Genomic DNA, 25,720 nt, shown 5'->3' on the forward strand with positions numbered 1-25,720 from the left:
CTGACAGGGGAGAGAGAAGCATTAAACGAAAACGATTGTCAATTGCGATACGGTGATGGCGGAGATCGTGTTAAACCTGATCGTGATGCCGCGCGAGAGGACCTGTGTGAAGTCGATCGATGAATCCGTGGAGCCGTCGCCGCTCCCGGTACTGCCGGGCCCGGTCGGCGCGGGCACCGCCTTCGGAACCTTCGGCGAACTCCTCCAGGGCCAACTGCCCGAGGAGGACGGCGACTTCCTCGTCACCCTGCCGGTCGCCCGCTGGACCCGCGTCGTCTTCCGCCCGGACCCGCGGCACACCGAACCCCACGTCTGGCCGCCGCACAAGACGAAGGCGCTGCGCCTGGTGCGGATGATCTGCGCGGACGCCGGGCGCCGCGCGGGCGGGCAGCTCACCGTCCGCAGCGCCATCCCCGAGGGCAAGGGGCTGGCCAGCTCGTCGGCCGACCTCGTCGCCACCGCGCGGGCCGTCGGGCGGGCGCTCGGCATCCCGATGCCACCCCGCCGGATCGAGCGGTACCTCGCCCGCATCGAACCCACCGACGGCGTGCTCTACCCGGCGGTCGTCGCCTACCACCACCGGACGGTGCGCCTGCGCGCCACGCTGGGGTCGCTGCCGCGGATGACCGTGGTGGGCGTCGACGAGGGCGGCGTCGTCGACACGGTCGACTTCAACCGCACCCGGAAACCGTTCACGGCCGCCGACCGGCGCGAGTACGCACGGCTGTTGGACCGGCTCACCACGGCCGTGCGGGACGGGGACCTGGACGCTGTCGGCGCCGTCGCGACCCGCAGCGCGGTCCTCAACCAGCAAAGGAGCCCGAAGCGGCTGCTCGCACCGATGCGGGACATCTGCCGTGACGTGGGCGGCCTCGGTGTCGTCGTCGGACACAGCGGCACCACGCTGGGCATCCTGCTCGACGCCCGCGACCCCGCCTGCCCGCACCGCGCGACGGCGGCCTCCCGGGCCTGCGCCGAACTCGCCGGAGCGGCGACCTGCGACCGCACGCTGAGCTTCCGCCCGGGGGACCGGCACGACGGCGCGCGGGTCCCCGCCGCCGCGGTGGCCGGCTCAGCCTAGCGCCGCCCGCCCCGCCTCCAGCCGGGCCACCGGGACCCGGAACGGTGAGCAGGAGACGTAGTCGAGGCCCGCGCTGTGGAAGAAGTGCACCGAGTCGGGGTCGCCGCCGTGCTCGCCGCACACACCGATCGTGAGACCGGGGTGGGCGGCGCGGCCCTCCTCGACCGCGATCCGGATCAGCCGTCCCACGCCGTCCCGGTCGACCGTCTCGAACGGGGAGACCGCGAAGACGCCCTTGTCGAGGTACGCGGAGAAGAACGCGGCCTCCACGTCGTCGCGGGAGAACCCCCACGTGGTCTGCGTCAGATCGTTCGTGCCGAAGGAGAAGAACGCGGCCTCCGCCGCGATCCGGCCCGCGGTCAGCGCGGCGCGGGGCAGCTCGATCATCGTGCCGACCGGACAGCCGACCTCGACCCCGGAGGCGGCGGCGACCCCGTCGAGCACCCGCTCCACCTCCTCGCGCACCAGGCGCAGTTCCTCCACGGTGTCGATCAGGGGCACCATGATCTCGGCCCGCGGATCGCCCCCGGCCCGCTTGCGTGCCACGACGGCCTCGGCCACCGCCCGTACCTGCATGGCCACCAGCCCAGGCGCCACCAGCCCGAGCCGGACGCCGCGCAGGCCGAGCATCGGGTTCTCCTCGTGCATCCGGTTCACCGCGTCGAGCAGCTCCGTGTCGTGCGGGTCGGGCCGCTCGCCGTGGGCCTCGGCCGCGGCGACCCGCACGGCGAGTTCGGTGCGGTCCGGCAGGAACTCGTGCAGCGGCGGGTCCAGGAGACGGATGGTGACGGGGAGCCCGTCCATCGCCGCGAGGATGTCGACGAAGTCCTGCCGCTGCGGTGGCAGCAGCTCCGCCAGGGCGCGCTCGCGGTCCGCGTCGGTGCGGGCCAGGATCATGGCCTCGACGAGCCGGCGGCGGTCCCCGAGGAACATGTGCTCGGTGCGGCACAGGCCGATGCCCTCCGCGCCGAACCGCCGTGCGCGCGCCGCGTCCTGCGGAGTGTCGGCGTTCGCCCGCACACCGAGACGGCGCCCGGCGTCGGCGCGCGCCATGACCCGGTCCACGGCCTCGACCACGCCCGCGGCGCGCTCGCCCGTCTCGAAGTACCGCATCACCTCCGAGTCCACGAGCGGCACCGCCCCGAGCCGGACCGTGCCCTCGGAGCCGTCCACCGAGACGAGCGCGCCCTCCTCGACGACGGTGGCGCCGACGGTGAACCGGCGCGCGGGCAGGTCCACGGCGATCTCCTCCGCTCCGCAGACGCAGACCTTGCCCATGCCGCGGGCCACCACCGCCGCGTGGCTCGTCCGCCCGCCCCGGCTGGTGAGCACGGCCTGCGCCGCCACCATGCCGGGCAGGTCGTCCGGGGTGGTCTCCGCGCGCACCAGGACCACCCGCTCGCCCGCCGCGGCCCGCCGGACCGCCTCCGCGGAGTCGAACACGACGGCCCCCACGGCCGCCCCCGGTGAGGCGGGCAGGCCGCGCGCGAGGGTGGGACCGGCGCCGGAGACGTCGAAGCGCGGGAACATCAGACGCGCGAGGGCGTCGCCGGACGTACGGTGCAGCGCCTCGTCGGCGGAGATGAGACGCTCGTCCACGAGCTGCGCCGCGACGGTGAAAGCGGCCTCCGCGGTGCGCTTGCCCACCCGGGTCTGCAACATCCACAGCCTGCCGCGCTCGATGGTGAACTCGATGTCGCACAGGTCGCGGTAGTGCGTCTCCAACGTCCGCATGTGGGCGCGCAGTTGGGAGAACGCGCGGGGATCGATGCGCTCCAGCTCGGCCAGCGGCACGGTGTTGCGGGTCCCGGCGACGACGTCCTCGCCCTGGGCGCCCGGCAGGTAGTCGCCGTAGAGGCCGGGCCGCCCGGTGGCCGGATCGCGGGTGAAGGCGACGCCCGAGCCGGAGCCGGCGCCGAGGTTGCCGAAGACCATGGTCTGGACGGTGACCGCGGTGCCCAGGTCGTCGGGGATGCGCTCGCGGCGCCGGTACAGACGGGCGCGTTCGCCGTTCCAGGACTGGAAGACGGCGCGGACGGCCCGGTGCAACTGCTCGGCGGGGGACTGCGGGAAGTCCTCTCCGGTCTCCCTTCGGATCAACTCCTTGTACGAGCCGACCAGTTCGGCGAGATCGGTAGCGTCCAGACGCGCGTCGTCGGTGACGCCGCGGGACGCCTTGAGCTGCGTCAGGGCCTGCGCGAACACGGCGTCGTCGACGCCCAGCACGGTGCTGCCGAACATCTGCACAAGACGCCGGTACGAGTCCCAGGCGAACCGCTCGTCGCCGGAGACCTTGGCCAGACCCGGCACGGAGGCGTCGCTCAGGCCGATGTCGAGGACCGTCTCCATCATCCCCGGCATGGAGAAGCGCGCCCCGGAGCGCACGGACAGCAGCAGCGGATCGTCCGGCTGCCCCAGCCGCCGCCCCGCCGCCTCCTCCAACTCGGCGATGCGGTCGGCCATTTGGCCCACGAGGTCGTCGGGTTCCGCGCCGGTCGCCAGAAAGGTCCGGCACGCCTCGGTGGTCACGGTGAACCCCAGCGGCACCGGCAGGCCGAGGCGCGTCATCTCGGCGAGGTTGGCGCCCTTGCCGCCCAGCAGGTCGGCCATGTCCCGGCGGCCCTCGGTGAACGTGTACACGTAGCGGGTCATGGTGGGGTCGCTCCTCCCGAACCGGTTTCCCGGTCGAATCCCCGGCGGATGCGGTGGTCGGTCACAGCCTCGGGCGCCTCGCCGGGCGCCGGTAGGACCCGAAGGGCCCGGGACGCCGGGCCGCCCGGCCCCTGCCAGAACCGCCCCGTCCGCTGGACGCTGGCTGCCCGGAACAGACGCCGGACCCGGGCCGGAGGCAAGGGGGTCGAGTCGGATGAAGCACAGCCGGATCGGATCGGTCATGGTGGCGGAGGTCGTGCGCGCCGAGTACGCCACCCCGTTCAAGGAGGTCGCGCGACTGCTGAACCGGCACCGCATCAGCGGACTGCCCGTCGTGAACAGCGACCAGAAGGTCATCGGAGTGATCTCGGAGACCGACCTGATGGCCCGGCAGGCCCACGCGGACGACGACGCCGCCGACGCGGACGGCACGTCCGGGCCGCGGCTGCTGCGGCGGTGGACCGAGCGCCGCAACCGCGCCGAACGCCGCCGCTCGACGGCCCGCACCGCGGGTCAGCTGATGTCCGCGCCGCCGGTGACCGTGCACGCCGAGGACACCATCGCCGAAGCCGCCCGCACCATGGCGAGCCACAAGGTGGAACGGCTCCCCGTGGTCGACGCCGAGGACCGCCTCGTCGGCATCGTCACCCGCCGCGACCTGCTCCGCACGTTCCTGCGCCCCGACGAGGACATCCGCCGCGAGGTGATCGACGAGGTCGTCGTGCGCAGCCTGTGGCTGGACCCGAAGCGGGTCTCCGTGAGCGTCCGCGAGGGCGTGGCCACGCTGGCCGGCGAGGTGGAGCGGCGCAGCGAGAAGGAGATCGCCGCCCGGATGACCGGACACCTCGACGGTGTGGTCGGCGTCGTGGACGGGCTGTCGTACCGCCTCGACGACGCGCATCTGCGACCGGAGGAGCCGCCCTTCCGGGGCATCCAGGAGGACTGGCTGCGGGGGCTCTGAGCGCCAGGACCGGAGGAACACCAGGTCGGGTGAGGACGGGTGAGTGCGATGCGGGGTGTGCGACGGCGGGGACGGTTGTGGCGCGACAATCCGCTGCGCCGCCGCAGCGACGTGCTGGAGGGGCGGCTGATGCTCGCGCTCGCGGTGGCCGCGCTCGTCGCCGCGCCCGCGGCGGGGACGGCCGTGGGGCGCACGACGTACGACGACGTCCGCGCGCAGGCCCGCGCCGAGCGCGCGGAACGCCATCCCGCCCGCGCCGAACTCACCCGCGACGCGCCGTGGAAGGTGACCAGCGCCGGTCCGGACGCGCTCACGGTCGAACCGAAGGTCCCCGTGCGCGTCCGCTGGACCACGCCGGGCGGCGGGACCCGCACCGCCGTCGTGACCGTCGACTCCGGCCTGAAGCGCGGCGACCGCATCGGCATCTGGCTCGACCGCCAAGGCGCCCTGACCGTGGCGCCGTTGAACCCCTCCGACGCGCTGGGGCGGTCAGTGGTGGCGGGCACGACCGCCGGGAGCGCCGCGATCGGCGCGCTCCTCATCGCGGGCTGGGCGGCCCGCCGTGCCTTCGACCGGCGCCGCCTGGCCGGCTGGGAGAGCGAGTGGGCGGCCTGGGACGGCGAGGGCCGCGGCCGGCAGGCGACGTGAGACGCACGCGTCGGAAGGTGTCATTCCTGCGCGTTGTCGGGATGCGGGGAGGACGGGTCCACCGAGCTGAGCAGCGTCGCACTGAGCCCGCTGATGTCCAGCACCCGCCGCACCGGCCGTGTCACCGACACCACCCGCAGACTGCCGCCCGCCTCGGCGGCCTCCCGGTGGTGCCGCAGGAGCAGATTGATGCCGGTCGAATCGGTGAACGGCACCTCGGCCAGGTCCAGTTCGCAGTGCCGCGTGTGCAACGACGTCAGCGCCTCGTCGAGCGCGGGCGCGGTGTCGAGGTCGAGCTCCCCGTTCACACGCAGCAGGACCGAGACCCCGGCGTCGACCGCGGTGAGGGTGAAAGGGGCGGGAGAAGGCGGTGTGTTCATGATCTCTGTCCCTCAACTACCGAGCATGGTACGGGTTCTTGAAGCTTCATGAAGGCAGCTGTCGTACGGACAAGTTACTGGAGCAGCGGGATTCTGGGGCAGGAGTCGGCCACCGGACCCCGGAAGTCCGCGCGATCCGCGCGTCACCGCATACCGTGGGCCGGTCTGTGGTGTCCGCGCCCTCGACGAACCGGCCCGCCATGGTGTCCGGCGCCCCTGTCGGCGTCCGCGTCATGGCGGGCCGCCACATGTCGCGCCCGGTGACCGAGGTCCTAGCCTCCGCCTCATTCCCACCGCGCGACCTCCGAGGAGAACGATGAACCCGCCCCGCAGCGCCACCCGCCCACACCCGGCACGGGCCGCGGCCCGCGCGGCCCTCGCGCTCGCCGGAGCCTGCTCCCTGGTCCTCGGGGCCACCGCGACGGCGCCCGCGGCAGCACCCTCCGACCGGCACTGCGCCGGCCGCGCCCACCTGCGCGTACCGGGCGCCGAGCACCAACGGGCCGACTGCCTGGACGAGTTGACGACCGCGGGCACGGTGCGTACTGAGCACACGGACCCCGCCGACTACACCGGCCTCACCCCGAAGGACCTGCCCACCCCCCTCGGCGTCCCCGGCATCCAGATCGACGGCTACTTCCCCGACAGCTCCACCACCAACACCAACCACGGCTGGAACCACGACGCCCAGTTCGTCATCCGGCTGCCCGACCACTGGAACGGCGGCCTCGTCGTCGCGGGCACCCCGGCCAACCGCGAGCAGTACGCCAACGACCGCGCCATCGCCGACTGGGTCCTCAAGCGCGGCTACGCGTACGCCGCCACCCACAAGGGCAACACCGGCCTGGGCTTCCACCGCGACGGCGACCGCCCCGGCGACGCCATCGCCGAGTGGAACGAACGCCTCACCCAACTCACCCGCGCCGCCAAGGCGGTCGTCGCCCAGCGCTACCACCGCGCACCCGTCCGCACCCTCGCCACCGGCATGTCCAACGGCGGCTACCTGGTGCGCTGGCAGCTGGAGAACCACCCCGAAATGTACGACGGGGGAGTGGACTGGGAAGGCACCCTGTGGCGCACCAAGGGCCCCCACCTCCTGACGTTCCTGCCATCCGCCCTGCGCCACTACCCCGCGTACGCCGCCGGCGGCGAGGACGCCGAGGCCGCCGGGCGGGCCCTGCACCGGGCGGGGTTCCCGGCCGGCTCGGAGTTCCTGTGGCCCTACCACCACAAGGTCTACTGGGACCTGACCCAGCGCATCTACCGCGAGGAACTCGACCCGGACTACGACGGCGCGACCGAGGCCGGCACCCCGTACTGCACACCCGGGACCGACGCCTGCGACGCCGACTACGACTACGCGTCCCGGTCCGGGGCCCAGCGGGCCGTCGACCGGATCGCGCTGACGGGACGCATCGGCAAACCGCTGATCACCCTCCAGGGCACCCTCGACGTACTGCTGCCCGTATCCCAGGACTCCGACGTCTACGCGGACATGGTCCGCACGTCCGGCCGCGGCGCGCTGCTGCGCTACTACCGCGTCGAGGACGGCACCCACGTCGACTCCCTCGTCGACACCTTCCCCGACCGGCTCCGCCCGATCCTCCCGTGCTATCGCGCCGCGTTCGAGGCCATGGAGAAGTGGCACACCGGCACGGCACGGCCCCCGGCCGGACACACCATCGAGCGCCCGGCCGGTGCCGACACCACGACCCTGCTCAACGACTGCTCCCTGTCCGGCTCCCGCACCCGGTGACACCGGGGCACGCATCCCGGGGCGGGTGTCAGCGCGCCCGCACCGGATGTCGCAGCGGCACAACTCCCGTCGCGCGGCCCGCGTGGTCCAGCAGGTGGCCCATGTGCTTGACCGTGCGCAGCACCACCGAGCGGTCGTGGATCGTCAGACGCGGCAGCCTGCGCGACAGGTGCGCCTCGAAGGAGTGCACGTCGGCCAGTGAGCGGAGCCAGACGTCGACGACGAGGTTGTGCGGGCCCGCCGCGGCTGTTCCGGACGCCACACCGGCTCCCGTCTCCGCACCGGGTCAGCCGCCGGAGGCCCAGTCCACGACGGTGGCGGCGAACTCCTCCGGGATCTGTTCCGGCGCCGCCGCATGGCCGGCCGACAGGACCCTGGTCGGGCAGTCGAGCGTCGCCGCGAACTTCGCCAGCGACGGCCGGGAGAACCGGTCGTCGGGCGCGCACACCGCGAGCGTACGGGCGGTGATCTTCGGCAGGCGCGGTTCCATCGCGTAGCCGCGCACCGCCGCGTGGCCCTCCTCGACGCGGTCGAGGACGGTCAGCGCGTCGATGACGTACCGGCCCAGAGCCGCCTCCTCGCCCGGCCGGTAGAAGCCGCGCCGGTTGTCCCACAGCTGCCGCAGGTGCGCGCCGTCGGGTGTCGGGTCGACGAGGTCGACGCTGCCGTGTGCGCCGTTTCGCTTCTCGTCGTCGACGAACGACGTCGCCGAGAGCAGCAGGCTCGCCACGCGGTCCTGGAAGCGGGCCGCCACCTCGACGGCGATCACCCCGCCGGTGTGGTGCCCGACCAGGTGGAAGCGGTCCAGGCCGAGCGCCTCGACCAGGTCGCCGACGCCGTCCGCGAAACGCTCGATGGTGTGCGGGCCGACGGGCTTGGCGGACGCCCCGTAGCCCAGGGTGTCCATGGCGATCGCCCGGTACCGGGTCCCGACCAGGGGGAGCACGTCGAGGTACTCCGTCCAGGAGCGGGGCGTCTGGTGGAGCAGCAGTACGGGCTCGCCCGCGCCGCACTCGACGTAGTGCAACTGCCCGAAGCGGCTGGGTACATAGCCCTTCCGCAGCGTGGGCGTGTCCGTGGTGGTCGTGTCCGTCATGCGCGCGTCGCTTTCGTCACAGGGCCGGCAGCACCGAGGCGCCGACGGATTCGATGAGATCGGTGGGCGGGTCGTAGGAGCCGACGTGTTGCAGGAACACGCCGCGGACACCGGCGGTGTGCAGGGCGCGCAACCGACGGGCGATGTCGTCGGCTGTGCCGAACAGGCAGAACTCCTCGGCGAAGCGCAGCGCCGCCGCGTCGTCCACCCACGCGGACGCGACCTTCACGGCGGCCTCCCAGTCCTCGGCGTGCACCAGATCCGGGTACACGCCTTCGACGACCTCGGGGACGGCGACGTCGATGCCGGCGAGGGCGAGGAACGGGGCGCCGCCGTTCTGGGCGATCGCGGCACAGATGGGCTTGACGCGGCGTGCCGCCGCCTCGATGTCGTCGGTGACCTCGCAGTACGCGGAGACCGTGAGCGGCACCGAACCTTCCGCGCGACCCGCCGCGCGCTCGCCCTCGCGCACCCGGGCCGTGGCGCCTGCCAGCGTGCGGGGCGAGACACCGCTGAGGAGGACGGCGCCGTCGGCCGCCTCACCGGCCAGGCGCAGGTTCCTCGGGCCGCTCGCCGCCAGGTGCAGTGGTACGTCGGGGCCGGGGTCGCGCAGCCGGGAGCGGACCGTCCCGGCGGGGCCCGCGAACTCGTACTCCGCGCCGCCCAGGAGGGCGCGCAGCAGCGCCAGGCCCGCACGCATCCCACCCGTCGTGCTCCGGCGCAGGCCGACCGGCCCGACCGAGCTGTCACCCACGCCGAGGCCGAGGGTGAAGCGGCCGGGGGCCAGTTCGGCGACGCTGCGGGCGGCGGAGGCGACGACGGCGGGGTGACGGGTCACCAGATTGGTGACCGCCGTGCCCAGGGCGATCCGCTCGGTGCCGAGCGCCGCGGCGGTGAGGGTGGTGAACACGTCGCGCCACAGCAGCTGCGAGTCCGGGAACCATGCGGCGTCGAAGCCGAGCTCCTCCGCGCGGCGCACCGTCGCCGTGATCCGGTCGGCGCGGTCGCACGGCGGGACCCGGACGCCGACCGCCACCCTGCCCGCCGGTTCGCTCACCGGGCGCTCACCATGGGTGTGTCGACGCCCACCGGGCCGAGCGGCGTCGCCCCGCCGGGGGAGCCGAGCGCGGTGTCGCGGCCGGGGAGGATCTCCACGAAGAACGCCCGGTTGTCCTCGCGGAAGTCGGGGTCCGCCTTGCGGTCCACCGTGATCGCCTGCTCGGGGCAGGCGACTTCGCAGGCCCCGCAGTCGATGCACTCCATGGGGTTGATGTAGAGCTTGCGCTCGCCCTCGTAGATGCAGTCGACCGGGCACTCCTCCATGCAGGACCGGTCCATGATGTCGACGCAGGACGAGCCGATGACGTACGCCATGGTGTGTTCAGTGCTCCTTCTCGGTGGAGTGGCCGGGGAACAGGGCCGCCTCCGGATCGATGACGGTGGCCGCGTTGTTGACGGCGGTGGCGGCCTCGCCGAAGCCGACCGAGATGAGGCGGACCTTGCCGGGGTAGTCGGTGATGTCGCCCGCGGCGAACACGCGCGGCAGGTTGGTCGCCATGTGGGTGTCGACGGTGATCTTCCGGGCGTTGAGGTCCAGGCCCCAGTGCTGGAGCGGGCCGAGGTCGGCGAGGAAGCCGAGCGCGGCGACGACCGTTCCGGCCGGGACGAGGCGGGTCTCCTTGGTGACGCGGTGCCGGATCTGCGCCTGCTCCACGCGGTCGGTGCCGATGAGCCCGCTGACCTCGCTGTCGGTGACGATCTCCACGCCGAGGTTCCGTACCTTCTCGACGGACGCCGCGTGGGCGCGGAAGCGGGCGGTGCGGTGCACGAGGGTGACCGAGCGGGCGATCGGGGCGAGCAGGGCCGCCCAGTCGAAGGCGCTGTCGCCGCCACCGACGACCAGTACGTCCCGGTCGGCGTGCACGGACGGGTCCGGTACGAAGTACTCCAGGCCGCGCCCGAGGAACTCCTCCCCGGCGGGCAGCGGGCGCGGAGTGAACGTCCCCACGCCCCCGGTGATGACGACCGCCTTGGCGCGCACCGTCACCCCCTGGTCGCTGCGGACCACCGGCAGCCCTTCGGTGTCGTGCGTCAGCTCGGCGGCCCGGTGGCCCAGGAGATAGCGCGGGGAGTACGGCTCGGCCTGCGCGACGAGACCGTCCACCAGGTCGCGGCCGCGCACGGACAGGAAGCCGGCGATGTCGAAGATGGGCTTCTCGGGGTACATGGCGCTGATCTGCCCGCCGAGCTGCGGAAGCACGTCCATCACGGTGACGTTCAGGCCGCGGAACCCGGCGTAGTACGCGCCGTACAGGCCCGCGGGACCGGCGCCGATGATCAGGACGTCCGTGGTCAGGGCGCCGGTGTCGTCGGTGAGTTCGCTCATGGGGGGAGCGTAGGAACGCGGGGCCGGTTCCCCCTACGGAGTCGTTCCGCTGAGCAGGACGGTCCCGGCGCGTGGGGCTCGACGAACGGCGAGGGGCCCGCCGTCCGGCGGGCCCCCTCGTACGCGTGAGATGTGGTGCGGTTATGCGAGCGACCGGCCGATGCCGAGCGCGGCGGTCCGCAGCGCCGCCGCGTACCCCGGCGCGTCCATGCGGTAGGTGGGTGCCGTGATGGACAACGCGCCCACCAGCGTGGTGCCCCCGGCGAACACGGGAACGGCGAGGCTGGCGTATCCGAGCCGGATCTCCTCGGACTCCAGGACGATGCCCTCCTCCCGGATCCGGTCGAGCTGGGCGCGCAGGCGGCCCGGCGAGACCACCGTGTGCCGGGTGATCGGCCTGAGGCCGCCCCGGACCACGTCGACGAAGAGCGACGGCGGCGAGTACGCGAGGATCGCCTTGCCGGTGCCCGTGCAGTACAACGGGAGCCGGCCCGCCACCCGGGACTCGGCGTTCAGCCCGCGGTGCGGGAAGATCTTGTCGAGGTAGACGACGTCCAGGCTGTCGTGGATGGCGAAGTGGATGGTCTCCCGGGTGATGAGGAGCAGATCCTCCATGTACGGCTGCACGGCCTCGCGCAGGATCCGCTGCCGGTGCACCCGCTGCCCCAGCTCGAACAGCCGGAGCCCGAGCCGGTAGTCGCAGCCCTCGCGCTCCAACAGCCCCCAGGTGACCAGCTCTTGGGCCAGCCGGTGCACTGTCGCCTTGGCGGCGCCCGACCGGCGCACCAGCTCGGCCAGCGACAGCGAGGCGTCGTCGGAGGTGAAGGCCTCCAGGATCGGACGGACCTTCCCGAGAACGGAGTTCATCGAATCGCCCCCGCCCGCTTCGGCCGCGTCGCCCCCGTCGACCGGCGCTCTGCCGGCCTCGGCCCGGGGGCCCGGTGCGCCCGGCCGTGCGGAGAGCACGAACCCGGCGGGCGCCGTGACGCCCGGCCGGCGGTCGGCCGTCGGTGCCCCGGCCGCCCCGCTCATGCCGACTGCCCCGCGTCCACGGCCGCCGGGTCGATGACCGCGACCCCCATCCCGGTGAGCCACTCGGGCATCGGCTCGTAGGCCAGCCGCCGGGCCGGCGCGTGGTCCAGGGCGGCGGCCATCAGCAGCCACGTACGCAGCTCCTGCGCGCCGTTGCCCGCGGCTTTCTCCAGCTCCTCGGTCGTGTACGCGGTGAGACGGTGTGCCTCGCCGCGTTCGAGGAGAGTCAGGAACTCGTTGTCGAACTCCGGGGTGAGGGAGGCCTCGGCGGCCCGGATGATCTCGCGGCGGCGGGCGTCGTAGTCCTGCCAGTTGTCGCGCCCGTTGAGCCACGCGCCGACCATGAACTCCTCGTCGTCGCCGTGCGGTTCGCGCCAGTCCGGCCAGGGCAGCCGATGCGAGAGCCCGCCCGATCCGACCACCGCGACCCGCCGGTCGCCGGGGAAGGCGAGTACGGCCTCGCGGATGGCGTACCCCAGCTCCTGACATCGCTCCAGGGTCGGCAGCGGGTGCGCGAAGACGTTCACCACCAGGGGCACGATCTCGAGGTCGAGCCCGTCGAGCAGGTATTGGATGGCGTGCGACTGCCCGTGGTCGATCTGGAGCCGGGCGGAGAACGCGGGGTCGAAGCGCCCGCTCTCCACCAGCGAGTCGGCGATGTGCTGCGCGAGCGGCACATCCACCGGCTGCGGGCCCTTCGGGGTCCCGGACTCGCCGCTCGCGACGCACTCCCCGACGCCGAGCGTGAACGGCGGGATCAGGTCGAGCCAGAACCCGCGGAAATGGTTCGAGCCGATCAGGACGACCGTGTCGGGGCGGGTGCGGGCCAGTTCGTCGCGGGCCGCGCCGAGCGCGTCACGGAAGCGTTCGGCCCGGTCCTTGTGGAGGGTCTCCTCCCAGTGCGTGTTCATCAGCGTGCTGTGGGAAGCTCCCACGCCGAGCACGATCTCGCTCATGCCGTTGCTCCTTCCGGCTCCAGGGCGGCATCGCAGTCCGCGCGGGAACGGGTGACGGTGTCGACCGCCGTTCGGATCAGGTGGCGGGTCAGTTTCTGCATCTGCTGTACGGAGACGGTGTTCATGCCGCGGGTGAAGTCGATGTCGAACGGCGCCCGGGTGACCTTCGGCATGCCGACACGGACCGTCGGGATGCCGCGCCCGCGCAGGATGTTCGCGTCCGTGGCGCCGCTGTTCCCGGTCACGACCTCGTGCGGGCGCCCCTCAAGGGCCTCCCATCCGGCGACCGCGCTGCGGAACACCCAGCTCTCCCGGCTCGTGGACGTGCCGGGAATCGCCAGGATCATCTCCACGGTCGCGTCGAGCCCCGGCATGGAGCGCTTCAACTCCGCGATGGCGGCGACGAATTCACGCTTCGCCTGCATCGGCGTCGTCTCCGGCGCGATCCTCAGGTCCACGCGCAGGGTGCACGCCGCCGGGGTGGCGGCGGCGAGCCGGGGCCAGCCGCCGCGCACCGACGACACGATCCCCTGCGGCGCGACCGTGCCGCCGGTGTGCCGCTTCGCGTACTCGGTGAACCACTCCTCCAGGTGCCGTACGACGTCGCCGGCGCGGCTGATCGCGTTGTCGTACGGGAGCCGGTGGCGCGAGCCCACGTAGGTGTGCGTGCCGTGCACCGTCACCTCGAACCACACCAGGCCGACCTCGTCCCACGACACGGTCCAGCCGGGCTTGGCGATGACCGCGTAGTCCGTCCACACCCCCTGCTCCAGCAGGAACGAACAGCCCGCGCCCTGACCGGTGTTGAACCGGTCGCTGCCGGGCCGGGCGTTGGTCGGCATGCCGCCCGCGCCGAACGCGGCCACCAGGTCCCCGGTGAGCGGCACCCCGGCCAGCGCGATGGCCTCGGCGGCCATCATCACGCAGGCCGCGTGACCCTTGGGGTTGGAGGCGCCGAGGCCGGTCACCAGGTCGTCGTAGACGATGGCCTCGGGACGCATGTCCTCACGCAGCGCAGGCCCGGCCCACGGCACGTCCTCGCTCTCCTCGCCCACCGTGAAGGTGTCGATGGGCGCGTACAGCATCAGGTCGGGCCCTGTGCCGTCGCCGTCGAGGCGGGCCCACGCGTTCGCCTGCCGTGCGTCGATCGGCTGACAGGTGGCGCGCAGGCCGACCGAGGCGAGCGTCCCCGCGATGTGCTGCGCGAGCGGCCGCTCGTCACCGGTCGGGCTGGGGACACCGACGAGCCCCACGATCAGCTCGCGCAGCCGTTCCTCGGTGACGTGCCGCCACGCGCCCGAGACCCACTCGCGGCGCTGCGCGTCGAGGCCGGAGAGTCCGTCGGGGCCGTTGCCCGCGCTCACTGGTTGACCCGGTGGACCTGGGTCTTCGTTTTCTCCGCGAACAGCTGCTTGGCACGGGGGAGTGCCACCGCGAGGGCGACGCCGAGCAGAATCCTGGACAGAGTGCGGGCCATGATCAGGCCTCCTTTTCCGTGGTGTCACCGGCGGGGTCGATGCCGACGGCGGCGAGCTTCTTGGCGTACTCCTCCTCGCTGAGGTTGCGCCAGGCGGTCAGCGACACGTCGGGGCGGTAGAGCTTCTCCGGCGGAGCGTCGGTCACGTCGACCATCCACTTGTCCTGGCCGGAGAACTGGCCGTGGAACAGCCAGCGGATGGCGCCGAGGTACTTGCCGTAGAAGCGGAGGGTGTCCCAGCCCCGCTTGAAGTTGACCATCACGCCGACGTACATGTGGTGGTCTTCGTCGATCGGCACGTAGAACTCGTAGTGCATGAAGTTGGGGTAGGCGATCCGCAGCATGCCCGGCATCGAAAGCGACGCGAAGCCGGGGAAGTTCTGGGACTCGATCACCGGGTCGACCTTGTCGGTCGCGCCGGTGTTGCCGAGGTTGAACGTCCCCTCCGGCGGCTGCTTCATCCACCACCGCTTGTTGGTCCATTTGCCCACGCCCGGGAAGTCGGCTTCCCAGTAGACCTCGTCCTGGACGCGGTAGATCCAGCGGCCCTCCGGCACGATCCGGGTGATGTTCCACGTCGGCATCGGCTTGAACAGGCGCCAAAGGGCCGTGCGGTGCAGGTACTTGGCGTGTCCCTCGTCGAAGCCGTTCTCGCAGGCGAAGCGCCAGTTGCCGCCGCGCTCGTCGAAGCGGCCGCCCATCACGAAGGCGTTCGACACCAGCTCCTCGGGCAGCTGCTCGTCGATCGGGTGCGGCTCCTCGTCGGCGACCGGCACGTACACCCAGACCATGCCGAGCCGCTCCTCGACGGGGTACGTGCGCACACCGAGCTTGCCCGTGAGCCGACAGCCGGGGCCGTCGGTGATGACGGCGGACAGCTTGCCGGTGGGCAGGTCGAAGGTCCAGCCGTGGTACGGGCAGCTGACGGTGCCGGGGAACTGCTGGTTGCCCTCGGACAGCGGGACGCCGCGGTGCGGGCAGCGATTGTGCAGCGCGTACACCTTGCCGCTGTCGCGGATCAGCGTGATCTTCTCGCCGCACAGCGTGAACGGCTTCGGGTCACCGGTGATGTGGCTCGCCCAGGTGACCGGGTACCAGTAGCCGCGGAAGCCGGACGCCGCCTTGTCGTAGTGGGGCCAGGACGACCAGTCCTGCCGGCCGATCTTCTCGTCGGACGCGCTGCGCGCCTTCGCGGGCTGCTTCTCGGCGGCCTTCTTCACGGCGGGGGATCGTTCGCTCGTCGTCATCTCGTCGTGGCCTCCTGCTCAAGTGGGTGTGCGACACGAGCATCCGACGCGGTGCGGCCCCCGCCTATGAACCTGTTCCGGTGAACGGACCGGCCCGGGACGGACCGGTCAGCGAACCATCGGCCTTGAGCGCGCGGGAGCGGACGGACAGCATCCGTTCATGAACCGCATGACGATCCCCGGCCTCGTCGACGCGGCGGCCACGGCGCACGGCGAGCGGACCTTCCTCACCGTCGACGGGACCCGGCGCACCTACGCGCAGACCCGCGACGCCGCCGCCACCATGGCCGGCGCGCTCGCGGCCCGCGGCTGCCGCCCCGGCGACCGGGTCGCCGCGCTGCTGCCCAACCGCATCGAACTGGTCGACCTGGTCCTCGGCTGCGCCTGGCTCGGCGCGGTGGTGGTCCCGCTCAACACCGCGCTGCACGGGCGACTGCTCCGACACGCGCTGGACGAGGCGAAGCCCCGCTTCCTGTACGCGGACCAGGACTTGGCCGAGCGAGTGGCACAGGTGGGGTACGCGGGCGAGACATGGGTGGCCAGGACGCCGGGCGCGCCCGCCTCCGGCGACGCCGACGCGCTGCCGCCCCACCCCTCCCGGCCCGAGGACACGGCCGCCGTCCTGTTCACCTCCGGCACCACGGGCCCCTCCCGCGGCGTGCGCTGCCCGCACGCCCAGTTCGTCTGGTGGGGCCGGAACGTGGCCGACTCACTGCGTCTGACCGCCGACGACACCCTCTACACGTGCCTCCCGCTGTTCCACACCAACGCCCTCAACGCGCTCGCGCAGGCCATGACCGTGGGCGCCTCGATCGTGGTGGACCGCAGGTTCTCCGCCTCGCGGCACTGGGCACGGGCCGCCGAGACGCGAGCCACGTGTGTGTACGTGCTCGGCGCCATGGTGCCCATGCTGCTCGCCCAGCCACCGGGCCCCGGCGACCGCGCGCACCGTGCCTGGCGCGGGCTCGGTCCCGGCACGCCCGGCGGGCTGTGGGAGACCTTCCGCGAACGGTTCGGTGTGACACTCGTCGACGGGTTCGGCTCGACCGAGACGAACCTGGTCATCGGTGCGACCCCCGAGGACTGCCGCCCGGGGTGCATGGGCAGGGTGCGCGACGGCTTCGAGGCGCGGGTGGTGGCCGTGGATCTCGCCGACGTGCCGGACGGGACCGCCGGCGAACTCCTGGTCCGCACCGACCAGGAACACGCCTTCGCCACCGGCTACCTGGGCGAACCGGAACCGGACCCCGGGTCGTGGCGCCGCACCGGCGACCGTGTGGTGCGCGAGCCCGACGGCTGGTTCCGGTTCGTCGACCGTGTCAAGGACTGCATCCGGCGCCGCGGCGAGAACATCTCCTCGTACGAGGTCGAGGCGGCCTTGCGCGGTCACCCCGACATCGCGGAGGCCGCCGCCTTCCCGGTCGCCTCCGACCTCGCCGAGGACGAGGTGATGGTGGCGGTGGTACCGCGGCCCGGCCGCGTGCTCGACGCGGCGGAGGTCACGCGGCACTGCGCCGCCGAGCTGCCGGCGTTCGCCGTGCCGCGGTACGTGGACGTGGTCGCGGAGCTGCCGCTCACGGAGACCGGGAAGGTGCGCAAGTCCGTGCTGCGGCAGCGAGGGGTCAGCGGGGCGACGTGGGACCGGTGCGGGTAGAGGTGCGTCCGGTGCGCACGGGCACGGCGCCGGTGGGCCGGGTCACCGGCGCCGTGCCAGGACCTCCGCGATCCGGGAGAAGCCGTCCGCGCCGTGGCCGAGCGCCACGGTGCGGCGGGCCAGACCTTCGGCGGCGCGCATCACGCCCGCGTCGATGGCGTGGGCCTCGGAGGCGTGCACGACATGGGCCATCGTCGACACCGCGGAGGTCAGCGGATTGCCCTCGCCCGAGAAGCTCCCGTCCTCGATGTCGCCGGCCGTCTCCTGGAAGAGGGCCGGCAGGATCGCGGCGATCCCCTGGGCGAAGGGGGCCAGTTCACGCGGCGCGATGCCCTCCGCCCCCGCCAGGGCCAGCGCGTGCATGTAGCCGGTCATCGACGTCCAGAAGACATCCAGCAGCGCGATGTCGTACGCGGCGGCGCGGCCGATGTCCTCGCCCAGGTGGGTGTGGGAGCCGCCCAGGGCATCCAGCACCCGCCGGTGCTCGCGGTGGAGCTCCTCGCGGCCGCTGAACAGCAGGACCGCATCGGGCGTGCCGATCGTCGGCGTCGGCGTCATGATGGCGCCCTCGAGGTAGTCGATGCCGTGCTCGTCGGCCCAGCGCCCGGTGTTCCTGGCGCGTTCCGGGGTGTCGGCGGTCAGGTTCACCACGGTGCGTCCCTTGAGCGCGGCCGTGACATCGCCCTGGCGCAGCACCGCGTCCGCGGCGTCGTAGTTCACCACGCACACCACGGTCAGCGGACTCGCCGCGACCGCCTCCGCGGCGCTCGCGGCGCCGACCGCACCCCGCTCGATCAGTTCGCGGTCCCTGCCCGGCGTGCGGTTCCACACGGTGGTACGCACCCCGGCGGCCACGAACGCGCCGGCCAGCGCACGCCCCATCGGGCCGAGCCCGATCACGGTGACGGCGCCCGCGGAACGCCCGGCAGTGGGGTCGATGGAAGAAGACATGGCGGAACTCCCTTGTGCGTAAGGTGGAGAAGACAAGGACGGGACATTCAGGGGAGGGAGCGGCGTCGTGACACGCATCCGGGTCGACGACCCCGACGTCTGCGGCGTCGCCGCGGCCGTCGCCGTCATCGACGGCAAGTGGAAGACGCTCCTGCTGTGGCTGCTCGAAGGCGGCCCGCACCGGCCTGGTGAGCTGCGCCGCAAGGTCCCCCGGATCAGCGAGAAGGTGCTGACCCAGGCCCTGCGCGAGATGGAGTCGGACGGACTCGTCCACCGCGAGGTGTACGACGAGGTGCCGCCGAAGACCGTCTACTCGCTGACCGAGTCCGGTCGCGAACTCTCGCGAGCGCTGGCTCCCGTGTCCGACTGGGGCCATCGCCGGCTGGACCGGATCGCCGCCGAGCGCGCCGTGTCCTGATCCACGTCCTCCTCCTTCCCGCTGTCGTTCCCGGCCACCACCAGGCTCTCCCGGGGTGGCGACAGCGACAAGTACCCACAAAAAAGTGGGTGTGAAAACGCGTTCCTTGTCTTCTCCTCACGTGCCCGCGGAAGGCTGCTCACGAGTGGTCCGGTCATGAGCAGCGGCGGGCGCGCTCTCAGCCGGCCAGCAGGACCGCCCTGCCCCGTACGCGGCCTGCCCGCAGCGCGTCCAGTGCCTTCGGGGCCTCCGCCAGGCCGAACTCCTCGACGGCCAGCGACAGTTCACCTTCGGAGAGCCTGCGCACGAGGTCGGCGGAGACCTCCCGGGCCCGGCGCTCCTGGCGGATCATGTTCACCGGCAGCAGCGCCACCTCGTCGAGCAGCCAGCTCGGCAGGTCGAGCTCGACGCGCGGACCCGCCACGTACCCGATGACGACCGCGCGCCCGCCCTGCCGCACCCACCGGCTACGGCCGACCAGACCGGACCCGCCGAGCGTGTCGACGAGCAGCGACGCGGAACGGTCCTCGGCGAGGCCCGCCGCGCCCTCCAGGGTCACGGCCTCCACGCCCTTCGGCACATCGGCCAGCTGATCCTCCCGGCCGACCACCCCGGTCACCCGCGCGCCCGCGGCCAGCGCCTGCTGCGCCACCATCGCACCGACGGCGCCGGCCGCGCCCACCACGACGACGTCCTCGTCCGCCCCGATCCGGGCGACGTCGTGCAGGGCCACGTACGCCGTCGTGGCGGGGACGAAGAAGCTCGCCGCCACCGAGGGGGCGAGCGGCGCCGCGAGCGGGGTGACGGCCTTGCGCTTCACGCTGACGCGCTCGGCCCACGTGCCGTCGCGCAGGAGACCCAGGCCGCCGCCGCGCAGTACGACCTGTGTGCCCGGCGCGAGGCCGGAGTCGGCGTCGGCCTCCAGGACCGTGCCCGCGCCCTCGACCCCGCCGACGTACGGCAGTTGGGGCTTGAGGTCGAAGTCGCCGGAGGCGACGGTGGCGTCGAGGTGCGAGACACCGCCCGCCGTGATCCGCACGAGCACCTCGCCGGGGGCACGGACCGGCTCGGGCACCTCGTCGAGGACGGGGGCCGCGCCCCACTCGTGGAACCGGACGGCCCGCATCAGCTCGCCGCCTTGCCGATGAACTCCAGGCTGAGCGCGTTGAAGCGCTCGGCCTGCTCGTGCTGCGGCCAGTGCCCGCAGTTCTCGAAGAGTTCGAGGCGCGAGCCTGGAACGGCCTCGTGCAGCGCCGTCGCCTCGGGCGTCTCGCCGAACGGGTTCTGACGTCCCCACACCACCAGCGTCGGCTGCGTGATCCGGGCCAGGTGCTCCGGACGCAGCAGGTTGCGCTGGCGGCGCTCCATGTCCTGGAGGGAGAGGAGGTTGTCGACGCCCGCGACGAACTCCGGGGTGTGGTAGATCGCGTGCCGGACCTCGACCAGTTCCTCGGTGGCGGAGGCGTCGTCGGCCATGAGCAGCCGCATCCGCTTGCGCGTGAGGTCGATGTCGTCGGAGGCGACGGCCTTCTTGGTGCTGGTGCGGATGCGGTCCATCACCTCGGGGTTGGCCACCGTGCCGCCGGAGCACAGGAGTTGGAGGCTGCGCACCCGCTCGGGGTGCTCGATGGCGGCGCGGGCGCCGACCCAGCCGCCGAGGGACTCGCCGACGATGTGGGCGCTGTCCACACCGACGGCGTCCAGGTAGTCGAGCAGGTGGGTGACGTAGTCGGCGATCTCGTACGGCTTGTCGGGCTTGCCGGTGTAGCCGTGGCCGAGCATGTCGATGGCGTGCAGGTCGTAGGCGGCGTGCGCGGTGATGTTGCGCGCGAAGGCCTCCAGGTGGCCGCTGGTGCCGTGCAGGAAGACGACGGCCTGGGCGCTCGGGTCGCCGGCGCGCAGGGTGCGGGTGGGGACTCCGGCGGCGTCGACGTACTCGACGCGGAAGGGGGTGGGGGTGATCTCGGTCCAGATCGACATGGGCTGTGCTCCGTAAGGCAGTTGGGGAGAGGTGAGGCTTCAGCTCAAGGAGTTGAGGAAGCCGCTGACCACCGAGTTGTACGCCTCGGGGCGCTCCTCCTCGAGGTGGTGGGAGGTGTGGTCCATCACGTGGAGGTTCCCGTTCGGCACCATGCGGGCCAGCATCAGCGGGTAGTCGGGGGTGAGGAAGGCGTCCTGCATGCCCCACATGAACAGCGTGGGAGCCTGGATCCGCCCCAGTTCCTCGGTGAGGTCCTGCCAGTCGCCGCGCGGTGAGTCGGACATGGCCGCCAGCGCGCGCTCCTCCTCGTCGAGGCTCTGCTCGTAGCGCATGGTGAGCGTCTCCTCGGGGAGCTTGGAGCCGTCGTACCACTCCAGCTTCGTGATGAGGTCGCGCATCTTCTCGCGGGTGGGGCCCTCGCCGCCGTAGTAGATGTCGCGGGCCGTGCGGCCGCGGTGCCCGTTCTCCGGGAGCGGGGCGAGCGGCCCGTAGAAGACGGGCATGCTGCCGGTGATGACGAGGGACCGGACGCGGTCCGGGTACTTCGCGGCGAGGTTGAGGGCGATGGTGCCGCCCCACGAGCTGCACACGAAGTCGGCGCGGTCGACGCCGAGCGTGTCAAGGAGGCCGACGGTCTTCGCCGCGTGGTGGTCCCACATCGGCCCCTTGATGGGGGACTTCTCCGACTTGCCGTACTGCTGGATGTCGACGAGCAGACAGCGCCGGTCGGCGGCGAACAGGTGCGCGACGGGCCCGAAGTCGCTCCACGCGGTGCAGCCGGGGCCGCCACCGTGCAGGAACACGGTGTCGGGCCCCGCGCCCAGGTCGTGGTAGTGGTAGCGGATGCCCGCGCCGTCCGCGTAGTGGCTCTCCGGTGCTGGTGACATGTGGTTCCTTCCGTCTTCCGTACGAATGCGGGGAGGGGGGGTACGGTGTCGAGCCCATCACCGAGCCGGGCGCGGGCCCAGCGTCGCGGTCCGTTCAGCGAACCGCTCTCACTCGGTGGTTCACTGCGCGGTGTAGCCGCCGTCGGCGTGCACGACCGCGCCGGTGGTGAAGGACGAGCCGGCGGCGAGCAACGGGAGCACGATGTGCGCGATGTCCTCGGGGGTGCCCCAGCGGCCCATCGGCACCTTTGCCGTGAAGGCGGCCTGCGCGGCGGCGTCGGTGGTGGCATCGCTCTCGTTCATGGGGGTGCGGACGGGGCCGGGGGCTACGCAGTTCACGGTGACGCCGGTCCCGGCGACCTCCAGGGCCGCGGACCTGGTGAGCGCGGCGACCGCGCCCTTGGTGGCGGCGTACCCGCCCCGTTCGGGGGCGCCCGTCGAGCCGAGCACGGAGCCGACGGTGACGATGCGGCCGTGACCGGCGTCGAGCATGCCGGGCAGGACGGCGCGCATCGCCAGCCACGTGCCGATGACGTTGGCTTCGAGGGCGGCGCGGAAATCGTCCGGTGTCAGGTCGAGCACCGAGCCGCGGGCCAGCTGCCCGGCGGCCGTCACCAGGCCGGTGACGGGGCCCCAGCGTTCGGCGGCCCGGCTCACGACCGCGGCCAGTGCGTCGGCGTCGGTGGTGTCGGCGACCAGGGCCGAGCAGCGCTCTGTCGCGATGTGTTGGAGGCGGTCGGCAGCCGCCCGGCAGCGGTCCTCGGAACGCCCGGTGACCACGACGGGGCGACCGGACCGGGCCACCGCCTCGGCGACGGCCAGGCCGATCCCGCTCGTGCCACCGGTGACGAGCACGGGGCCGTTGTGCTGTGTGGAGGTCATCCAGTGAGGATGCGCACCGTCCGGTGACACACCAACGCGGGCGGTCCGGTCACCGGAACAGGACCACCCGCGTCGGCATGTGATCACCGTCCGGTGAACACCGGCGCCCGCTTGTCGAGGAACGCCTGAAGCCCCTCCGCCGCGTCGGCCGTCCCCATCAGGTCGGCGACGCCCTTCTCCTCGCGCTCCAGGGCCTGTTCGACCGGCAGCCCGTACCCCTCGTCGACGACCCGCTTGAGCAGGCCGATGGCGGCCGTCGGCTGCGCGGCCAGGCGCCGGGACCGTTCGGCGACCACCGCGTCGAACTCGTCCTGCTCCACCACGACATCGACCAGGCCGAGCTCCAGGGCACGCCGCGGCATCAGCCTTTCCCCCTCGATCATCAGGCGTTTCGCCAGATGCGGGCCGACGAGCCGGGGGAGTCGCTGACTGCCGCCGGCCCCCGGGAACAGCCCGAGCCCCATCTCCGGGAACCCGAAGGTGGCATCGGCCGACAGGATCCGCAGATCGCAGGCCAGCGCCAACTCGGCTCCGCCGCCCAGCGCGTGGCCGTTCATCGCCGCGACGACCGGCTTGGGGATCTGCTCGATCAGACGCTGTACGTGGATCCAGCGGCGCATCTTCGCCTGGTTGTCCGCCGACAGGTCCCGCATGACGGCGATGTCGGCGCCGGCGACGAAGAACCGTCCGGTGCCGGTGACGACGATGCAGCGCACCTCGGGGTCGGCGGCCAGCGGCGGCAGGACCGAGAGGAACTCCTCGATCATCGCCGGGTTCACGGCGTTCGCCTTGGGCCGGTCCACGCGGACCGTCGCCACGCCGCCGTCGCGCGTCACGTGCAGAACGGACCCCTGCCCGTGCGCCGTCTTCGCCTCGCTCATTCCGTCACTCCCTCGGCGGCCAGCGCCGCCAGTCGCTCATCGTTCAGGTCCAGCAGCTCGCGCAGCACCTCGGCCGTGTGCTGGCCGAGGAGCGGCGCGGGCCGGTCGAGCCCACCGGGTGTCGCGGCCAGCCGCGCGACGATGCCCTCGTGCGGGACCGGCCCGGCCAGGGGGTGATCCAGTACGGGGTAGAAGCCGCGGGCGGCGAGCTGTTCGTCGGCCTCGACCAGGTCCTGGCCGGTCGCCACGACCGCCGCCGCGATGCCCTCGGCCTGGAGCAGTTCGGCCAGCTTGTGGCCGTCCTGCCCGCGCGTCCAGGCGGCGAGCGCGGCGTCGATCTCGTCCTCGTGCGCCCGCCGTGCAGTCAAGTCGCCTTCGGCACAGGGGAGTTCGACGAGGCGTGTCAGGGCGTGCCACTGTGCTCGGTCCGTCACCGACACGGCGACCCACCGGTCGTCCCCGGCCGCCGGGTACACACCGTGCGGCACGGCGTGCGGCGACCGGTTCGGGAACTCGGCGGTCCGGGGATCCGGCGCACCGTCGCCCAGGACGGATTCCAGGGCCGCCGGGCCCATCGTCGCGGCCATCGCCTCCAGTTGGGACAGATCCACGTGGCCACCGCCTCCCCGCGCCAGCAGGTCGAGCGTGGCGAGCACCGCGGAGTTGGCCGCGATCATGTCGCCGAGACCGAAGGTCAGCCCCTGCGGCGGGCCTCCCGGGTCACGTGTCTCGTAGGACAGGCCGGACATCGCGGCGAGGGTGTCGGCGAACGTGACGGCGTTGCGCCAGGGCCCGGTCTGCCCCACCCCCGCCATCGACACCAGGATCACGTCGGGGTTCAGTTCGCGCAGCGAGGCGTAGTCCATGCCCCACTTGGCCAGCACACCCGGGCTGAAGTTCTCCACGACGACGTCGCAGTGCGGGACCAGCTCGCGCAGCAGCCGCTGTCCCTCCTCGGTGCGCAGATTGAGGGCGACGCTGCGCTTGTTGCGGTTGAAGTTGAGGAAGTAGCCGCTGTCGTCGGGGTCGGAGCCCGGCCGCAGATGCATCGAGGGCGCGTAGCGCGTGGGATCCTTGCGGTGCCGGGACTCGACCTTGACGATGTCCGCGCCGTGCTCCCCGAACTGTTTGGTCACGTACGGGCCGGCGAGCACCCAGGTCAGATCGAGGACCCGAACGCCCTCCATGGCCCGGGACGTGGACCGCTCCTGCTGCCGCCGCACCGGGGCGGGGTGGTGCCACGGTGAGTCGCCCTCCGCCTCGTGGAGCGCGGACAGGGCGACCGGCCGGGGGAGCGCCGCCCACGGAAAGCCGACGTCCTCGACGCCGCCGTCCGGCAGGCCTTCACCGGTGACCGTGACCAGGGACTGACGGTCGCGCAACTGCGGATGGGCGGTCAGCCGCTCGGGCGGCACGACCTCGGCCCACGGCAGGGCGCGCCGCCGCGCCTCCGCGGCGATGCCGGCGGCGGGCTGCCCCTTCGCGAACCGCCGCACCAGCTCGTCGACATGAGGTCGCTCGGCCCACCGGAACGCGGCGTCCTGCCAGCGCTCGTCGAGCAGGTCACCGGCCTCGCCGCGCTCCGCCATCCATGCCAGCAGATCCGTCCACATCCGGGGGCTGCCGGAGTAGCCCCCGGCCACGTACCCGTCCGCCGCCTCGAAGATCCGGTGCGCGACGTGCTCGTACACCCCTGCGTTGCGTACGGGAAAGCGTCCCGCGTGGATCCAGGCGAGGGCGGCGGTCTCCAGCGTGGCGGCGACGGCCTCCTGCGCGGAGATGTCGACGAGCTGCGGGGTCCCCGACACGACGGCGAACAGCGCCCCGATCGCCGCGTGCGCCCCGGCGGTCTGCAACGCCTGCTCGCGCGGCGGCGGCTTGGGCTGCCCGTCGGGGCGCCCGCCGAGCCACGTCATGCCGCCCGCCGACGCCAGGACCAGATCGTCGACGACCCAGTCGCGGCGCGGCCCGGTCAGACCGAACGGTGTCACCACCACGTGCACCGCGTGCGGCCAGCGGGACGATCCGTCCTCGCGCAGGCCGCGCAGCCGTGCCACGGGCCCGCTCTCCAGGACGACATCGGCGCCCGCCGCCAGTGCGTCGAGCTCCGCCGCGTCGCGCGCCGCGGTCCAGCGCTTCCCGGCGTGCCAGTGCGCGCGGGCCGCCGGACCGAGCCCTGCACCCGACTCGGTCCGTACGACATCGGCGCCGATCCCCACGAGCAGTCGAGCGCCCTGGAAGGCGAGTTCATCGGTCAGGTCGAGCACGCGCAGCGGCGTCGTGACCCGTTCTGTTCGCACCACGGCTCCTCCCCTCACATGTCCGCAGCCTTTGCGGCACCCCACGGTCACCGCGGGAGGGGAGACGGGCCACCGGTGTGTTCTGCTGGCCGGA

General features: G+C 72.8%; 24 protein-coding genes. 6 read left to right on the forward strand and 18 right to left on the reverse strand.

Going from position 1 to position 25,720, the window contains the following annotated elements; all coding sequences use genetic code 11:
* The first annotated feature begins 55 nt into the window (after positions 1-55).
* A complete protein-coding gene (locus ACYBSK_RS15260; RefSeq protein WP_460246449.1) occupies positions 56-1,081 on the forward strand; it encodes a GHMP family kinase ATP-binding protein in 1,026 nt (341 codons plus the stop codon).
* Here ACYBSK_RS15260 and ppdK read toward each other — a convergent pair.
* The gene (ppdK, locus tag ACYBSK_RS15265) at positions 1,073-3,733 is read right to left on the reverse strand and encodes a pyruvate, phosphate dikinase (RefSeq protein WP_460246450.1); all 2,661 of its coding nucleotides are present in this window, start codon (positions 3,731-3,733) and stop codon (positions 1,073-1,075) included. The genes ACYBSK_RS15260 and ppdK overlap by 9 nt on opposite strands.
* 214 nt (positions 3,734-3,947) lie before the next feature.
* Here ppdK and ACYBSK_RS15270 point away from each other — a divergent pair, with 214 nt between their 5' ends.
* Both ACYBSK_RS15270 and ACYBSK_RS15275 read left to right on the forward strand, forming a co-directional pair.
* Positions 3,948-4,694 (forward strand): CBS domain-containing protein, encoded by a 747-nt coding sequence (locus tag ACYBSK_RS15270; RefSeq protein WP_460246451.1) that lies wholly within the window; start codon positions 3,948-3,950, stop codon positions 4,692-4,694.
* Positions 4,695-4,742: 48 nt separating this feature from the next.
* Positions 4,743-5,342, forward strand: coding sequence for an Rv1733c family protein (locus ACYBSK_RS15275; RefSeq protein WP_460246452.1), 600 nt, complete (start codon positions 4,743-4,745; stop codon positions 5,340-5,342).
* A gap of 20 nt (positions 5,343-5,362) precedes the next feature.
* Here ACYBSK_RS15275 and ACYBSK_RS15280 read toward each other — a convergent pair whose 3' ends face one another.
* The gene (locus ACYBSK_RS15280) at positions 5,363-5,722 is read right to left on the reverse strand and encodes an STAS domain-containing protein (RefSeq protein ID WP_457477616.1); all 360 of its coding nucleotides are present in this window, start codon (positions 5,720-5,722) and stop codon (positions 5,363-5,365) included.
* A 316-nt stretch (positions 5,723-6,038) separates the two neighbouring features.
* Between ACYBSK_RS15280 and ACYBSK_RS15285 the strand changes: the two genes are divergently transcribed.
* The gene (locus ACYBSK_RS15285; RefSeq protein ID WP_460246453.1) at positions 6,039-7,478 is read left to right on the forward strand and encodes a 3-hydroxybutyrate oligomer hydrolase family protein; all 1,440 of its coding nucleotides are present in this window, start codon (positions 6,039-6,041) and stop codon (positions 7,476-7,478) included.
* 28 nt (positions 7,479-7,506) lie between these two features.
* Here ACYBSK_RS15285 and ACYBSK_RS15290 read toward each other — a convergent pair whose 3' ends face one another.
* The 9 genes from ACYBSK_RS15290 to ACYBSK_RS15330 all read right to left on the reverse strand — a co-directional run bounded on the left by ACYBSK_RS15290 (position 7,507) and on the right by ACYBSK_RS15330 (position 15,672).
* Positions 7,507-7,740 (reverse strand): hypothetical protein, encoded by a 234-nt coding sequence (locus tag ACYBSK_RS15290; protein ID WP_457477618.1) that lies wholly within the window; start codon positions 7,738-7,740, stop codon positions 7,507-7,509.
* A 24-nt stretch (positions 7,741-7,764) separates the two neighbouring features.
* On the reverse strand, positions 7,765-8,574 hold the full coding sequence (locus ACYBSK_RS15295) for an alpha/beta fold hydrolase (protein ID WP_457477619.1): 810 nt from the start codon (positions 8,572-8,574) through the stop codon (positions 7,765-7,767).
* 16 nt (positions 8,575-8,590) lie between these two features.
* Positions 8,591-9,631, reverse strand: coding sequence for an LLM class flavin-dependent oxidoreductase (locus ACYBSK_RS15300; RefSeq protein WP_460246454.1), 1,041 nt, complete (start codon positions 9,629-9,631; stop codon positions 8,591-8,593).
* Positions 9,628-9,948, reverse strand: coding sequence for a ferredoxin (fdxA, locus tag ACYBSK_RS15305; RefSeq protein ID WP_457477621.1), 321 nt, complete (start codon positions 9,946-9,948; stop codon positions 9,628-9,630). The genes ACYBSK_RS15300 and fdxA overlap by 4 nt, the downstream gene beginning before the upstream one ends.
* A gap of 7 nt (positions 9,949-9,955) precedes the next feature.
* Positions 9,956-10,960 (reverse strand): NAD(P)/FAD-dependent oxidoreductase, encoded by a 1,005-nt coding sequence (locus ACYBSK_RS15310; protein WP_460246455.1) that lies wholly within the window; start codon positions 10,958-10,960, stop codon positions 9,956-9,958.
* Positions 10,961-11,101: 141 nt separating this feature from the next.
* Positions 11,102-11,827, reverse strand: a complete 726-nt coding sequence (locus ACYBSK_RS15315) for an IclR family transcriptional regulator (RefSeq protein WP_460246456.1) — start codon at positions 11,825-11,827, stop codon at positions 11,102-11,104.
* 161 nt (positions 11,828-11,988) lie between these two features.
* A complete protein-coding gene (locus ACYBSK_RS15320; RefSeq protein ID WP_460246457.1) occupies positions 11,989-12,948 on the reverse strand; it encodes a DODA-type extradiol aromatic ring-opening family dioxygenase in 960 nt (319 codons plus the stop codon).
* Positions 12,945-14,312, reverse strand: coding sequence for a M20 family metallopeptidase (locus ACYBSK_RS15325; protein ID WP_460246458.1), 1,368 nt, complete (start codon positions 14,310-14,312; stop codon positions 12,945-12,947). The genes ACYBSK_RS15320 and ACYBSK_RS15325 overlap by 4 nt, the downstream gene beginning before the upstream one ends.
* Positions 14,313-14,427: 115 nt before the next feature.
* The gene (locus tag ACYBSK_RS15330) at positions 14,428-15,672 is read right to left on the reverse strand and encodes an aromatic ring-hydroxylating oxygenase subunit alpha (RefSeq protein ID WP_457477626.1); all 1,245 of its coding nucleotides are present in this window, start codon (positions 15,670-15,672) and stop codon (positions 14,428-14,430) included.
* Between the two features lie 160 nt (positions 15,673-15,832).
* Between ACYBSK_RS15330 and ACYBSK_RS15335 the strand changes: the two genes are divergently transcribed.
* Positions 15,833-17,326, forward strand: coding sequence for an AMP-binding protein (locus tag ACYBSK_RS15335; protein WP_460246459.1), 1,494 nt, complete (start codon positions 15,833-15,835; stop codon positions 17,324-17,326).
* A gap of 42 nt (positions 17,327-17,368) precedes the next feature.
* Here ACYBSK_RS15335 and ACYBSK_RS15340 read toward each other — a convergent pair whose 3' ends face one another.
* Positions 17,369-18,277 carry an NAD(P)-dependent oxidoreductase gene (locus ACYBSK_RS15340; RefSeq protein ID WP_457477628.1) on the reverse strand — a complete coding sequence of 303 codons (909 nt, stop codon included), beginning with the start codon at positions 18,275-18,277 and terminating at the stop codon, positions 17,369-17,371.
* Positions 18,278-18,344: 67 nt separating this feature from the next.
* On the opposite strand from ACYBSK_RS15340, the gene ACYBSK_RS15345 reads away from it, so the two are divergent.
* A complete protein-coding gene (locus ACYBSK_RS15345) occupies positions 18,345-18,695 on the forward strand; it encodes a winged helix-turn-helix transcriptional regulator (protein WP_457477629.1) in 351 nt (116 codons plus the stop codon).
* 178 nt (positions 18,696-18,873) lie between these two features.
* Here ACYBSK_RS15345 and ACYBSK_RS15350 read toward each other — a convergent pair whose 3' ends face one another.
* The 6 genes from ACYBSK_RS15350 to ACYBSK_RS15375 form a co-directional block, all read right to left on the reverse strand.
* Positions 18,874-19,821, reverse strand: a complete 948-nt coding sequence (locus tag ACYBSK_RS15350; protein WP_460246460.1) for a quinone oxidoreductase family protein — start codon at positions 19,819-19,821, stop codon at positions 18,874-18,876.
* Positions 19,821-20,675, reverse strand: coding sequence for an alpha/beta fold hydrolase (locus ACYBSK_RS15355; protein ID WP_460246461.1), 855 nt, complete (start codon positions 20,673-20,675; stop codon positions 19,821-19,823). Before ACYBSK_RS15355 ends, ACYBSK_RS15350 begins: the two co-directional genes overlap by 1 nt.
* 39 nt (positions 20,676-20,714) lie before the next feature.
* Positions 20,715-21,563, reverse strand: coding sequence for an alpha/beta fold hydrolase (locus tag ACYBSK_RS15360; RefSeq protein ID WP_460246462.1), 849 nt, complete (start codon positions 21,561-21,563; stop codon positions 20,715-20,717).
* Between the two features lie 120 nt (positions 21,564-21,683).
* Positions 21,684-22,445 carry an SDR family NAD(P)-dependent oxidoreductase gene (locus ACYBSK_RS15365; RefSeq protein WP_460246463.1) on the reverse strand — a complete coding sequence of 254 codons (762 nt, stop codon included), beginning with the start codon at positions 22,443-22,445 and terminating at the stop codon, positions 21,684-21,686.
* 83 nt (positions 22,446-22,528) lie between these two features.
* Positions 22,529-23,326, reverse strand: coding sequence for an enoyl-CoA hydratase/isomerase family protein (locus ACYBSK_RS15370; RefSeq protein ID WP_460246464.1), 798 nt, complete (start codon positions 23,324-23,326; stop codon positions 22,529-22,531).
* Positions 23,323-25,626, reverse strand: coding sequence for a CaiB/BaiF CoA-transferase family protein (locus tag ACYBSK_RS15375; RefSeq protein WP_460246465.1), 2,304 nt, complete (start codon positions 25,624-25,626; stop codon positions 23,323-23,325). Before ACYBSK_RS15375 ends, ACYBSK_RS15370 begins: the two co-directional genes overlap by 4 nt.
* Between the last annotated feature and the right edge of the window lie 94 nt (positions 25,627-25,720).

Source organism: Streptomyces sp. BYX5S (genome assembly GCF_054724165.1).

Coding starts and splice junctions, on each gene's coding strand:
- ACYBSK_RS15260 (WP_460246449.1), top strand. CDS start 56: ATGGCGGAGATCGTGTTAAACCTGATCGTGATGCCGCGCGAGAGGACC.
- ppdK (WP_460246450.1), bottom strand. CDS start 3,733: ATGACCCGCTACGTGTACACGTTCACCGAGGGCCGCCGGGACATGGCC.
- ACYBSK_RS15270 (WP_460246451.1), top strand. CDS start 3,948: ATGAAGCACAGCCGGATCGGATCGGTCATGGTGGCGGAGGTCGTGCGC.
- ACYBSK_RS15275 (WP_460246452.1), top strand. CDS start 4,743: ATGCGGGGTGTGCGACGGCGGGGACGGTTGTGGCGCGACAATCCGCTG.
- ACYBSK_RS15280 (WP_457477616.1), bottom strand. CDS start 5,722: ATGAACACACCGCCTTCTCCCGCCCCTTTCACCCTCACCGCGGTCGAC.
- ACYBSK_RS15285 (WP_460246453.1), top strand. CDS start 6,039: ATGAACCCGCCCCGCAGCGCCACCCGCCCACACCCGGCACGGGCCGCG.
- ACYBSK_RS15295 (WP_457477619.1), bottom strand. CDS start 8,574: ATGACGGACACGACCACCACGGACACGCCCACGCTGCGGAAGGGCTAT.
- fdxA (WP_457477621.1), bottom strand. CDS start 9,948: ATGGCGTACGTCATCGGCTCGTCCTGCGTCGACATCATGGACCGGTCC.
- ACYBSK_RS15310 (WP_460246455.1), bottom strand. CDS start 10,960: ATGAGCGAACTCACCGACGACACCGGCGCCCTGACCACGGACGTCCTG.
- ACYBSK_RS15315 (WP_460246456.1), bottom strand. CDS start 11,827: ATGAACTCCGTTCTCGGGAAGGTCCGTCCGATCCTGGAGGCCTTCACC.
- ACYBSK_RS15320 (WP_460246457.1), bottom strand. CDS start 12,948: ATGAGCGAGATCGTGCTCGGCGTGGGAGCTTCCCACAGCACGCTGATG.
- ACYBSK_RS15330 (WP_457477626.1), bottom strand. CDS start 15,672: ATGACGACGAGCGAACGATCCCCCGCCGTGAAGAAGGCCGCCGAGAAG.
- ACYBSK_RS15335 (WP_460246459.1), top strand. CDS start 15,833: ATGAACCGCATGACGATCCCCGGCCTCGTCGACGCGGCGGCCACGGCG.
- ACYBSK_RS15340 (WP_457477628.1), bottom strand. CDS start 18,277: ATGTCTTCTTCCATCGACCCCACTGCCGGGCGTTCCGCGGGCGCCGTC.
- ACYBSK_RS15350 (WP_460246460.1), bottom strand. CDS start 19,821: ATGCGGGCCGTCCGGTTCCACGAGTGGGGCGCGGCCCCCGTCCTCGAC.
- ACYBSK_RS15355 (WP_460246461.1), bottom strand. CDS start 20,675: ATGTCGATCTGGACCGAGATCACCCCCACCCCCTTCCGCGTCGAGTAC.
- ACYBSK_RS15360 (WP_460246462.1), bottom strand. CDS start 21,563: ATGTCACCAGCACCGGAGAGCCACTACGCGGACGGCGCGGGCATCCGC.
- ACYBSK_RS15365 (WP_460246463.1), bottom strand. CDS start 22,445: ATGACCTCCACACAGCACAACGGCCCCGTGCTCGTCACCGGTGGCACG.
- ACYBSK_RS15370 (WP_460246464.1), bottom strand. CDS start 23,326: ATGAGCGAGGCGAAGACGGCGCACGGGCAGGGGTCCGTTCTGCACGTG.